An 11,107-nucleotide genomic window follows, 5' to 3' on the forward strand; every position below is an offset into this window, starting at 1 on the left:
GGAGCCTGCGATGGCCACCGCCACCCCGCGCCGCCGCACGCCGACGGCGCTCAAGCGCTACAACGAAAAGCGCCGCTTCGACGTGACCTCGGAGCCGCGCGGCGAAGCGGCGTCCGGTTCGCGCGGTGATTCGTTCGTCGTGCAGCAGCACGACGCCACGCGCATGCACTACGACTTCCGGCTCGAGCTCGACGGCGTCCTGCTGAGCTGGGCGGTGCCGAAGGGCCCGAGCCTGTCGCCCGACGACAAGCGGCTCGCGGTGCAGACCGAAGATCATCCGATCGCGTACCGCAACTTCGAAGGCAACATCCCGCACGGCGAATACGGCGGCGGGCCGGTGATCGTCTGGGATCGTGGACGCTGGAAACCCGAGGGCGATGCGCGCGCCGCGCTCAAGAAGGGCCATCTGACGTTCTCGCTCGATGGCGAAAAACTCAAGGGCCGCTTCTCGCTCGTGCGCACGCGCTCCGGGCCCAAGCAGGGTCCGAAAAGCCAGTGGCTGCTGTTCAAGCGCAGCGACGAGCATGTGCGCTCGGGATCGGCCGCCGAGATCACGCAGCGCGAGCCCAACAGCGTCATCAGCGGCCGCACGGTCAAGCAGGTCGGCGAAGCGCTGAGCGGCAAGCGGCGGCGCACGGCCGCCGCTGCGGAGTCGACCCGGGCGGCAAAAGCCAAGGCTCCTGCCAAGGCGGCGGCGAAGAAAACCAGCAAGGCCTCGAAGCAACCGGCACTGTCGAGCATCGAGCCGCAACTCGCGACCTTGGTCGATCGGCCGCCTTCGACGGGGCGATGGGTTTACGAGATCAAGTACGACGGCTATCGCATGCTCGCGAGTCTCGACGGCGGCAAGGTGCAGCTGCGCTCACGCAACCAGCTCGACTGGACGCGCACGTTTCCGGGCATCGCCGCCGCGCTGTCCAAGCTCGACGTCGCTTCCGCCGTCCTCGACGGCGAGGTCTGCTACGTGACCGAGGATGGCCGATCGAGCTTCCAGGATCTGCAGCGCGTGCTGCCGCGTGGTGGTGGCGAGATCAGCGCCGATCAGCAGAAGCAGCTGGCCTTCTATGTCTTCGACGTGCTGTATCACGACGGTGTCGACGTGCGCGACGAGCCGCTCGTCGATCGCAAGCTCAGGCTCAAGATCCTGCTCGGCAAGAAGCCGCCGTGGCCGCTCGTCTACAGCGATCACATCGAAGGCGACGGCAATACCGCGTTAACGCAGGCCTGCGCGAGTGGGCTCGAAGGGCTCATCGCCAAGCGTCGCGACGCCGGCTATCACAGCGGACGCTCGGCCGACTGGCTCAAGCTCAAGTGCCACAAGCGCCAGGAGTTCGTCATCGTCGGCTACACCGCATCGCAGGCGCGGAACGGCTTTCGCTCGCTGCTGCTCGGCGTGCGCGAGGGCAAGGCGCTGCGCTATTGCGGCAAGGTCGGCACCGGATTCGATCAGGCGCTGCTCGAGGACATCGGCTCGCGCCTGCAGAAGCTCGAGACCGACACGCCGGCCGTCGACGATCCGCCGCGCATGCGCGATGCGATCTGGGTCAAGCCGCAGCTGGTCTGCGAGGTCGAATATACCGAGGTCACGCGTGACGGCGCGCTGCGCCATCCGTCGTTCCAGGGGTTGCGCGAGGACAAGCCGGCACGCCAGGTCAAGCGCGAAAAGGCGCTGCCCGTCGACGCCATCGAGGATCAGGACATGCAAGCGAATCGAGCCGACATCGAAACCGACAAGCCCGCACGTGGCAAGGCCAAGGCCTCGCCGAAGAAGCCGTCGGCTGCACGCGGCGGCGACGTCGCCGAGATCGGCGGCGTGCGCATCTCGCATGCGGATCGCGTGATGGACGAAGCTTCCGGCCTGACCAAGCGCGAGCTCGCCGAATACCACGAGCTTGTCGCTCCGCTGCTGCTGCCCTACGCGCACAAGCGCCCGATCGCGCTCGTGCGCTGCCCGCAGGGCGATGCGCAGCAATGCTTCTTCCAGAAGCACAAGCTGCCGGGCCTCGGCGACGACGTGAAGAAAGCGCGCATCGCCGGCAACGAAGTCATCTACGTCGAGAACACCCGCGGCATCCTCGAGCTCGTGCAGTTCAACGTGATCGAGATCCACGGCTGGGGCGCGACGATGAACGCGCCCGACAAGCCCGACTGGATCGTGGTCGATCTCGATCCGGACACGGCGCTGAAGTTCTCCGACGTCGTCGACGCGGCGCTCGAAGTGCGCGACAACCTCGCGCGCCTTGGCCTGACGAGCTTCGTCAAGACCACCGGCGGCAAGGGCCTGCACGTGGTGGTTCCGCTCGAGCCGCGCGCCGGTTGGGACACGGTCAAGGGCTTTGCGCAGGCGATCGCGAGCGCGATGGCCGAGCAGCAGCCCGATCGCTACGTCGCCAACATGTCCAAGGCCAAGCGCAAGGGCCGCATCTTCATCGACTACCTGCGCAACGGCCAGGGCGCGACGGCCGTGCTGCCCTACTCGCCGCGCGCACGGCCGGGCGCGACGATCGCGATGCCGATCGAGTGGAAGGACATCCGCAAGGTCGATCCGAAGGACTTCAACGTGCGCAGCGCCGGGAGCTGGCTCAAGAAGCGCAAGCGCGATCCCTGGGCCGAACTGCTCGGCATGCGCCAGCGGTTGCCGTCGCTCGACTAGCTCGGTCCAGGGCGCGGCGTCTTACCAGAGCACGCCCTTGACCGGCTTGAGCGGCTCGGGCGCTTCGTCGCCGATGGACTGCAGCAGATCGATTTCGATGGTGCGGCACATGGCGCTGAGCGGCACATCGTGCACGGTGTTGGAGAACGGGTCGACGAGGTCGTCACCGATCTGCAGGATCGCCAGGAACATCAGCCCGGCCAGCGTGGAACCGATCGGCGTCGCGTAGCCGAGGCTTTCGACCAGGCCGATCGGCAACAGCACGCAGAACAGGCGCGTGAACAGCGCCGGAAACAGGCGGTACTGGTTCGGCAGCGGCGTGTTCTTGAGCCGCTCCATGCCGCCCTGGGCATTGGCGATGTCGATCAGCACGCGCTCGATCGTGGCCTGCTGGATGCTGTCGATCCAGCCGCGGCGGCGCGCCACTTCGATCTGCCGGCCGTTGTGTTCGAGCAGGCCGTTGGCGACGTTGGTGCGCTTGAGCACCTCGACGGCTTCGGCTTCATCGACGTGGCGGCGCACATCGTCGGCCACGTCCTGGCGGCGCAGCTGGCGCCTGAGCGTATGCACGTAGGCGATCTGGCGGCGCACGATGGTTCGCTTGGCCTCGCGCGCTTCCTCATCCTCGTCGGGCAGGAAACTCACGACCGCGCGCGACAGGCTGCGCGAGGCATTGATCATCGAACCCCAGAGCACGCGGCCTTCCCACCAGCGCTGGTAGGCCGAGGTATCGCGAAAACCGAGGAACAGCGCGAGCCCCGAACCGAACAAGGTCAGCGGCAGCGGCGGCGCATGGAACGGCAAGGTGTAGTAGGTCACGGTGACTGCTACGTCCCAGACGAACAGCACGGTCAAGGGCTTCCACACGTGCGCGGACATGCGGTGCAGGCGCGGCAGGGAATCGACGATCATTCGGGGCGGTCGAAGCGGCGAGGGAACGGACGCGCGATCTTTTACAGCAGTTCGATGACCTGCAACCGTACGAAGCCGCTCGCGCTGCGAATCCGCGCTTGCAGCACGCAGGCACGCGGCCGATAGTGCGGCGCCCCTCTCTCCGGAGCGATGCCATGAAACGTCTCGCTGTCTTCTGCGGCTCCAGTACCGGCCGGGATCCCGAATACCGCAAGGCCGCGCAGGCGCTCGGCGGCCTGCTGGGCCTGCGTGGCATCGGCCTGGTCTACGGCGGCGCGTCGGTGGGACTCATGGGCGCGATCGCCGATGCCGCCCGCGCAGCCGGCGGCGAAGTGATCGGCGTCATTCCGCAGGCGCTGGTCGATCGCGAGCTGGCCCATCCGCACCTGTCCGAGCTGCGCGTGGTCGGCTCGATGCACGAGCGCAAGGCGGTCATGGCCGATCTGGCCGACGGTTTCATCGCCCTGCCCGGCGGGCTCGGCACCTTCGAAGAGTTGTTCGAGATCTGGACCTGGGCGCAGCTCGGCAGCCATCGCAAGCCGGTGGCCCTGCTCAACGTCGCGGGCTACTACGACGGCCTGCTCGGCTTTCTCGACCGCTGCGTGAGCGAGGCCTTCGTCCAGCCCAGGCACCGTGAGCTGCTGATCGTCGCCGACAAGCCCGAAGCCCTGCTGCAGAGGATCGAACGCCATCAGGCGCCGGACCCGATCCGCTGGATAGCCCCGCAGGAACGCTGAAGCGGCAGGCCGATCAAGGGCTTGCTAAAGTCTTGCAATTGTCGCAAACGGACCTTTGACCGATCGTGATGCCGAACCCGACGACCTTGCCGCAGCCACGACGCATGGGCACAGGCAACTTCCTGCGCCGCCTGCTCGCCGCCCTCGCGGTCGTGCTGATCGTTTCACCGGCCATGGCGCTCGCCGCGCCGAGCCTGTCGCTCAAATCCAACGCCGCCATCGTCGTCGATCAGGACAGCGGCGAAACGCTGTACGCCAAGAACGCCGACGTGGTCATGCCGATCGCCTCGCTGACCAAGCTCATGACCGCGCTCGTGGTCGTCGATGCCCGGCTGCCGATGGACGAAATGCTCGAGATCGGCTCCGAGGACGTCGACCGCGAAAAGCACACCCATTCGCGGCTCACGGTCGGCACCAAGCTCACGCGCGGGCAGATGATGCTGCTGGCCCTGATGTCTTCCGAGAACCGCGCGGCCAATGCGCTGAGCCGCGGCTATCCGGGCGGGCGGCCGGCCTTTCTCGCGCAGATGAACGCCAAGGCCAAGTCGCTCGGCATGCAATCGACCTACTTCGCCGATCCGGCCGGGCTGTCGAGCAAGAGCGTCTCCACCGCGCGTGATCTGCTGCGCCTGGTCAGCGCCGCCGATGCCGAGGACCTGATCCGCGACTACACCACGCGCCCCGAAACCGAAGTGCGCGTCGGCAAGCAGCAGCTCACCTTCATCAGCTCCAATCGCATGATCCGCAACTCGCGCGACTGGGACATCGGCCTGCAGAAGACCGGCTTCACCAACGAGGCCGGGCGCTGCCTGGTGATGCGCGCCACCACGCTGAACCGGCGCGTGTCGATGGTGTTCCTGAATTCGTTCGGCACCATGACGCGCTTCGCCGACGCCGGCCGCGTGCGCAAGCACCTGGAGCTGCAGGGCAAGGGCAAGAGCGAACTCAGCGCGCCGGCGGCCGCGAGCACCAAGGCGCAGGCCCCGGCCAAGAAAGCGGTCAAGAAATCCGCCAAGAAGCCGGTGAATAAATCGGTCAAGAAGCCCGCCCAGAAACCGGCGACCAAGGCTTCCACCCAGCCCAAGAAGGCCGCGCCCCAGAAAGCCGGCGAATCCGCCTCCTGAACCCGCCGATCTCCGGAGCCGGCGAGGCGAGTCCCGAGCTCGCGCGCCGCGTCCTGCTCGACGCGCTCAACATCGCCTACTGGCGCGGCAATCCGCCGTCGCTGCGGCTCCCCTTGTCGCTGATGGCCGGGCTGCTCGAACTAGGGCATCCGGCAAGGCTGTGCTTCGATGCCAGCGCCCGCCACCGGCTCGGCGACGAGGCCGGAATCTACGAGCAGCTGAGCCGCTATCCGCGCGCCGTCACCGAAGTGCCCTCGGGCCGCCGGGCCGATGGCGAACTGCTGCGCCAGGCCCGCGCCACCGCGGCCTGCATCGTCAGCCGGGACCGCTTTCGCGACTACCGCAGCCGCTACCGCAAGCTCATCGACGACCCGACCCGTCTGTTCGGCGGCTACGTGCAGGAAGACCGGCTGCATGTGCCGGCGCTGGAGTTCTGCTGCCCGCTGCACGCCTCGACGCAAGCGGCCTGGGATGCGTTGCGGCCGATGCTCGCAGCGGATTGAGCGCTGCGTTCCAGCAGCACCCGACCTGAGAGTTCGATCGCGTTGCGCGAGCGATTCGCCTCGATAAGCTGGCCTGCATCGGCCCTTGCTCATCGACACTCGCTCTTTCGGGGGAAAGACGTGGACCCGATCCGCACACCCAGGCGTCATCTGCCGGCACCTCGCTCCGGCGCACGCGAACTGTTGCCATACCTGGCCATCGTGCTCGGGCTCATGTTCGTCGCCGTCGGCGTCGTGCACCTGCACGAAAGCGGCTGGCGCATCACCATCAGCGAACCGGCCGACTCGACGCAGCCGCTCAGGACGATCTACGCCTGCTACGACGGCCAGACCGGCCAGCTGCTCTACGAACAAAGCGAGCCCTGCACGAGCGTCGCAGCGCCCACGTCCAGACCCGCAATGATCCACCGCGAATACGAGAGCGCCTCGCCCGCGATGCACCAGCCACCAGCTCCCGTGTATCGCCCCAACCCGAACCAGGCGCTGCTCGACGCGGCCGATGCGCGCTACCAGCGCGAGGTGCAATCGGCCCGCCAGGCAGGCTACGAGCAGGACCGGCGACGTCATGCAGAGCAGCTCGCGGTGGCACAAGCCACGGCGACGCAGCTACAGCAGTGTCAGTGGCTATGCGACTCTCTGGCCGAGCTTCGCACGCGCATGCGCGCCTCTTACTCCGCCAGACAAAGCGTTTACTTCCACGAACACCAGAACAGACTCTTCAAGCGCATGCAGGAACATGACTGCAGGGCCTGCATGAACTAGCCGCGTGAACCATAGCGCTACAATCCCCCCCATGAACCCCACACCCGCCCCTGAGCCGCGCATCAAGCGCCCGAATTCGTTCCAGCTGCTCGGCGGCATCCTCGCCGCCGCGGTCGGCATTCGCGGCAACAGCGCGCGCAGCAGCGGCTTCGCGGACGCGAGCACGGCCACCATCCTCGGTGCCGTGCTGATCTTCTGCACCGTCGTCGGGCTCTGCGGCTACGCCTTCGTCAAGGCCGTCGAGAACGCGGTCGGCAATTGAGCGCTCGCCGGCGCGACGCTAGGTCGCGTCGTGGAAGATCACGCCGAGCGCATGCCGGCGGCCCGATCGCAGCCGGCTCACGCCGTGGCGCAGCCTGACCTGATAGCGGCCGCGCGAACCCTGCACGGGGCGGCCATTGACCGCGAAGATCACCGCATCGCCCTGCCCCAGCGGCACCACCTCGCAGCGCGATTGCATGCGCGGCTGCTGCTCGGTCATCACGAACTCGCCGCCGGTGAAATCACGCCCCGGCGCGGACAGCAGCACCGCGAGCTGCAGCGGAAACACCTGCTCGCCGTACAGATCCTGATGCAGGCAGTTGTAGTCGCCCGCGTCGTAGCGAAGGATCAGCGGCGTCGGCCTGCACTGGCCGGCTTCATGGCAACGGCGCGTGAACTCGGCGAGCGTGTCCGGGTAGCGAACCGCCACGCCGAGCCGCTCGTTCCAGCGATTGGCGATCGGCGCCAGGTGCGCATACGCAGTTCTGCGTAAATCATCGATCAGCTTCGGCAACGGATAGTCGTAGTAGCGATACTCGCCGCGTCCGAAGCCATGGCGACTCATGACGACCCGGCTGCGATAGAAGCCGCTGTCCTCGTAGAGCGTCGCGAGCTCCTCGCATTCCGCCTGTCGCAGCAGGGCCCCAACCGTCGCGTTGCCGTGCCGATCGAGCTCGTCTTCGACAGCCGCCCAGTCGATGCGCTCGATGCGCGATGCCATGTCCAAGACGTTCTGAGACGGCGGTGAAGCAGCGTTCCGCATGCGAGTTTCCTGGCTAAAGTCGCGCGTACGCTAGGCCTGCGGCTTGCGGATCACACTCCGAATCTTGCTGTGGCGCTCCCCGCGGCTCGTTTCGATCCCGTTCCCTGGCCGTGGGTTTTCCGCCACCATCGGCGTACAACCCAGCACGCTGAAGACGGATCGAGGGAATCAGCGGCAAGCACAACGGAAAAATCACCATGGGCGAAATCCATTCCGGCTCCTGCCTCTGCGGCCAGGTTCGCTTCGAGATCGACGGAGATTTCGAGCAATTCTTTCTGTGCCACTGCGATTACTGCCGCAAGGACACCGGATCGGCCCACGCCGCGAATCTGTTCGCCTCCAATGCCCACCTGAAGTGGATCGCCGGACGGGACCGGCTGACGGCGTTCAATCTGCCGGGCACGCGGCACGCCAAATCCTTCTGCTCGATCTGCGGCTCGGCTCTTCCGCATCAGCAGGGCGACGGCGCCTTGCTGGCCGTTCCAGCCGGCAGCCTGGACAGCCCGCTGCACCTCAGGCCGAACGCGCATATCTTCACGTCGAGCCGGGCGAGCTGGGATGACCGCCTCGAAACGCTTCCGGTGTTTGAAAATTTTCCGTCGTGAATCGGTAACTGACTCAGCAACAGCGTCCCGGACGACTGCCACCGTAGCGAGCCTCCTGGCGCTCGCGCACGAACTCGGCATAGCTCATCGGCTCGCGTTCGGGATGCTGCTCACGCGTATGCGCGACATAGCGCTCGTAATTCGGGATGCCGACCATGAGCTTCGCCGTTTCGCCGAACAGCGAAGCGCAATGGCGAAATCGCTCGACGAGCTTCGCGCTCATGAGGCGCCCCGGGCCGGCTGGAGGATCTCGTGGTCGCTACGCTGCGGCAGCCTGAGCGCCTGCCTTGCGACACGCAGGCTATAGACGAGCACCGCAAGCATGACGGCGAGGAACAACGCCGTCAGCGCCGCGTTGACGTAGCCGTTGAAGATGATCTGCTGCATCTGCTCGACCGTCTTCGCTGGCGCGAGCACGCTGCCTTCGCCGATCGCGGCCTGATAGCGCCGCGCCTGCGCGAGAAAGCCGATCGCCGGATCGCCGCTGAAGAGCTTGATGAGACCGGCGCTGCCCGTGCAGACGAGCAGCCACAAGGCCGGCAGCGCCGGAACCCAGGCATAGCGCTCGCGCTTCATGCGGATCAGCACGACGGTCGCGAGCATCAGCGCGATGCCGGCGAGCATCTGGTTGGAGATGCCGAACATCGGCCACAGCGTGTTGATGCCGCCGAACGGATCGGTCACGCCCGCGTAGAGAAACCAGCCCCAGCAGGCGACGCAACCCGCGGTGGCGACGAGATTCGCCGGCAACGAGCTCGTATCGCGGAACATCGGCACGAAGCGGCCGAGCAGGTCCTGCAGCATGAAGCGCCCGGCGCGCGTGCCCGCATCGACGGCGGTCAGGATGAACAGCGCTTCGAACAAAATCGCGAAGTGATACCAGAAGCCCATGTTGCTGAAGGCCGGCACGAAGCTGTGAAGAATCTGCGCCATGCCGACGGCCAGCGTCGGCGCACCGCCCGCGCGGCCGAGCACGGTGGTTTCGCCGATGTCTTTCGCGGTGGTTTCGAGCTGCTCGGGCGTGATCGTGAAGCCCCATGACGACACCGCCTGCGCCACGCTCGCGACGTCGCTGCCGACGACCGCGGCCGGGCTGTTCATCGCGAAATAGACGCCCGGCTCGATCACCGAGGCGGCGACCAGCGCCATGATGCCGACGAAGGATTCAGCCAGCATCGCGCCGTAGCCGATGTAGCGGATGTCGGTCTCGCTCGCGACGAGCTTGGGCGTGGTGCCCGAGCAGATCAGCGCGTGGAAGCCCGAGATCGCGCCGCAGGCGATCGTGATGAACAAAAACGGAAACAGCGAGCCCTTCCAGACCGGCCCGCTGCCATCGACGAACTGCGTGAGCGCCGGCATCTTGAGCTGCGGGGCGACGAACAGGATCGCGATCGCGAGCACCGCGATCGTGCCGATCTTCAGGAAGGTCGACAGATAATCGCGCGGCGCGAGCAGCAGCCACACGGGCAGCACCGCGGCGACGAAGCCGTAGCCGATCAGCATCCAGGCGATCTTCGTGGCTTCGAACGTGAAGAGCGGCGCGAGCGCCGGCGATTGCGCAACCAGGCCGCCGCCCCAGATCGACAGCATCAGCAGCACGAAGCCGGCGATCGAAACCTCGCCGACGCGGCCCGGCCGCAGATAGCGCAGGTACAGGCCCATGAGCACGGCGATCGGAATCGTCGCGGCCACCGTGAACAGGCCCCAGGCGCTGTGCGCGAGCGCCTTGACCACGATCAACGCGAGCACCGACAGGATGATGATCATGATCATGAAGGTGCCGAACAGCGTGATGAGGCCGGCGGTATCGCCCATTTCCATGCGCACGAGTTCGCCGATCGAGCGGCCGTTGCGGCGCGTGGAAATGAACAGCACGAGGAAATCCTGCACCGCGCCCGCGAACACCACGCCGACGATGAGCCAGAGCACGCCGGGCAAGTAGCCGAGCTGCGCCGCGAGCACCGGCCCGACCAGCGGCCCCGCGCCCGCGATCGCGGCGAAGTGATGGCCGAACAGCACGTGGCGATGCGTGGGCACGTAATCGAGCCCGTCGTCGTTGGCCACCGCAGGCGTCACGCGCGAGCCGTCGAGCCCGGCGACCTTGCGCGCGAGGAACAGCGAGTAGTAGCGGTACGCGATGGTGTAGAGCGACAGCGCGGCGACCACGATCCACAGCGCGTTGATCGCCTCGTCGCGCCGCAGTGCGACCACGCCGAGCGCGAACGCACCGAGGATCGCGATGACGATGAAGAGCAGTTGTCTGGCGAGTGTGTTCATGTGGTTTTCGGAAGCTCCTCGATTCATCGCATTCTGCCACCTGATCGCGCGACGCAGACACGCCGCGCCGGAATCCGCTACTCTCGCGCCCATGTCCGCACGTCTGCTCACCACCCTGTTGTCGATCTGGCTGCTCGCCGGATTGCAGGGGCTCGGCCTGCACGTGCACTGGCATTCGCACCGCGCCGAGGCCAATGCGCACAGCCACGTCGCCTCGGCTTTCGACGACGATCACGAGCAGGCGCATGCCGATGGCGCGGTCGACGAGCAGGACGATCGCAGCGGCCTGCGCGCGGCGCCCGAGCTCACGCCGCTCGTCGCGATCCTCGTCTCGACGCTGCTGCTCGCCGAGCCGGATCACGAGCCGCTGCGCTACGTCGAACCCGACTCCGTGCATCTCACCGGGCCACCGCCCGACTTCAGTCCTCCCGGTCAGGCTCCGCCCTCCTTCGCGTTCGCCTAGCGCGCTGCGGTCCTCTGCGGACGCGGCGCTGTTCCGCGTTACCGAAG

12 protein-coding genes are annotated in these 11,107 nt (G+C 66.9%); 8 read left to right on the top strand and 4 right to left on the bottom strand.

Annotated elements, in window-relative coordinates; translation table 11 throughout:
• The first annotated feature begins 10 nt into the window (after positions 1-10).
• A complete protein-coding gene (ligD, locus tag AC3WUM_RS06440; RefSeq protein WP_492409374.1) occupies positions 11-2,653 on the top strand; it encodes a DNA ligase D in 2,643 nt (880 codons plus the stop codon).
• A gap of 21 nt (positions 2,654-2,674) precedes the next feature.
• Here the strand turns inward: ligD and AC3WUM_RS06445 are convergent, their stop codons facing one another.
• Complete coding sequence (locus tag AC3WUM_RS06445; protein WP_492409375.1) at positions 2,675-3,565, bottom strand: bestrophin family protein; 891 nt, start codon at positions 3,563-3,565, stop codon at positions 2,675-2,677.
• 155 nt (positions 3,566-3,720) lie between these two features.
• Here AC3WUM_RS06445 and AC3WUM_RS06450 point away from each other — a divergent pair, with 155 nt between their 5' ends.
• From AC3WUM_RS06450 to AC3WUM_RS06470, 5 genes are all read left to right on the top strand, one after another.
• Positions 3,721-4,302, top strand: coding sequence for an LOG family protein (locus tag AC3WUM_RS06450; RefSeq protein ID WP_492409376.1), 582 nt, complete (start codon positions 3,721-3,723; stop codon positions 4,300-4,302).
• Between the two features lie 104 nt (positions 4,303-4,406).
• A complete protein-coding gene (gene pbpG / locus AC3WUM_RS06455; protein ID WP_492409377.1) occupies positions 4,407-5,426 on the top strand; it encodes a D-alanyl-D-alanine endopeptidase in 1,020 nt (339 codons plus the stop codon).
• Positions 5,427-5,479: 53 nt separating this feature from the next.
• Positions 5,480-5,929, top strand: coding sequence for a hypothetical protein (locus AC3WUM_RS06460; protein WP_492409560.1), 450 nt, complete (start codon positions 5,480-5,482; stop codon positions 5,927-5,929).
• Positions 5,930-6,049: 120 nt separating this feature from the next.
• Complete coding sequence (locus AC3WUM_RS06465) at positions 6,050-6,691, top strand: hypothetical protein (protein ID WP_492409378.1); 642 nt, start codon at positions 6,050-6,052, stop codon at positions 6,689-6,691.
• A 31-nt stretch (positions 6,692-6,722) separates the two neighbouring features.
• A complete protein-coding gene (locus AC3WUM_RS06470) occupies positions 6,723-6,953 on the top strand; it encodes a hypothetical protein (RefSeq protein ID WP_492409379.1) in 231 nt (76 codons plus the stop codon).
• An 18-nt stretch (positions 6,954-6,971) separates the two neighbouring features.
• On the opposite strand, the gene AC3WUM_RS06475 is transcribed toward AC3WUM_RS06470, so the two are convergent.
• Positions 6,972-7,715 (bottom strand): 2OG-Fe(II) oxygenase, encoded by a 744-nt coding sequence (locus AC3WUM_RS06475; RefSeq protein WP_492409380.1) that lies wholly within the window; start codon positions 7,713-7,715, stop codon positions 6,972-6,974.
• A 197-nt stretch (positions 7,716-7,912) separates the two neighbouring features.
• Here AC3WUM_RS06475 and AC3WUM_RS06480 point away from each other — a divergent pair, with 197 nt between their 5' ends.
• The gene (locus AC3WUM_RS06480; protein ID WP_492409381.1) at positions 7,913-8,320 is read left to right on the top strand and encodes a GFA family protein; all 408 of its coding nucleotides are present in this window, start codon (positions 7,913-7,915) and stop codon (positions 8,318-8,320) included.
• A gap of 13 nt (positions 8,321-8,333) precedes the next feature.
• Here the strand turns inward: AC3WUM_RS06480 and AC3WUM_RS06485 are convergent, their stop codons facing one another.
• Both AC3WUM_RS06485 and AC3WUM_RS06490 read right to left on the bottom strand, forming a co-directional pair.
• The gene (locus AC3WUM_RS06485; RefSeq protein WP_492409382.1) at positions 8,334-8,543 is read right to left on the bottom strand and encodes a YbdD/YjiX family protein; all 210 of its coding nucleotides are present in this window, start codon (positions 8,541-8,543) and stop codon (positions 8,334-8,336) included.
• Positions 8,540-10,597 carry a carbon starvation CstA family protein gene (locus AC3WUM_RS06490; RefSeq protein ID WP_492409383.1) on the bottom strand — a complete coding sequence of 686 codons (2,058 nt, stop codon included), beginning with the start codon at positions 10,595-10,597 and terminating at the stop codon, positions 8,540-8,542. Before AC3WUM_RS06490 ends, AC3WUM_RS06485 begins: the two co-directional genes overlap by 4 nt.
• A 91-nt stretch (positions 10,598-10,688) precedes the next feature.
• Between AC3WUM_RS06490 and AC3WUM_RS06495 the strand changes: the two genes are divergently transcribed.
• Positions 10,689-11,060, top strand: a complete 372-nt coding sequence (locus AC3WUM_RS06495) for a hypothetical protein (RefSeq protein ID WP_492409384.1) — start codon at positions 10,689-10,691, stop codon at positions 11,058-11,060.
• Positions 11,061-11,107 lie beyond the last annotated feature (47 nt).

It is taken from the genome of Hydrocarboniphaga sp. FW305-C-57 (assembly GCF_058783045.1).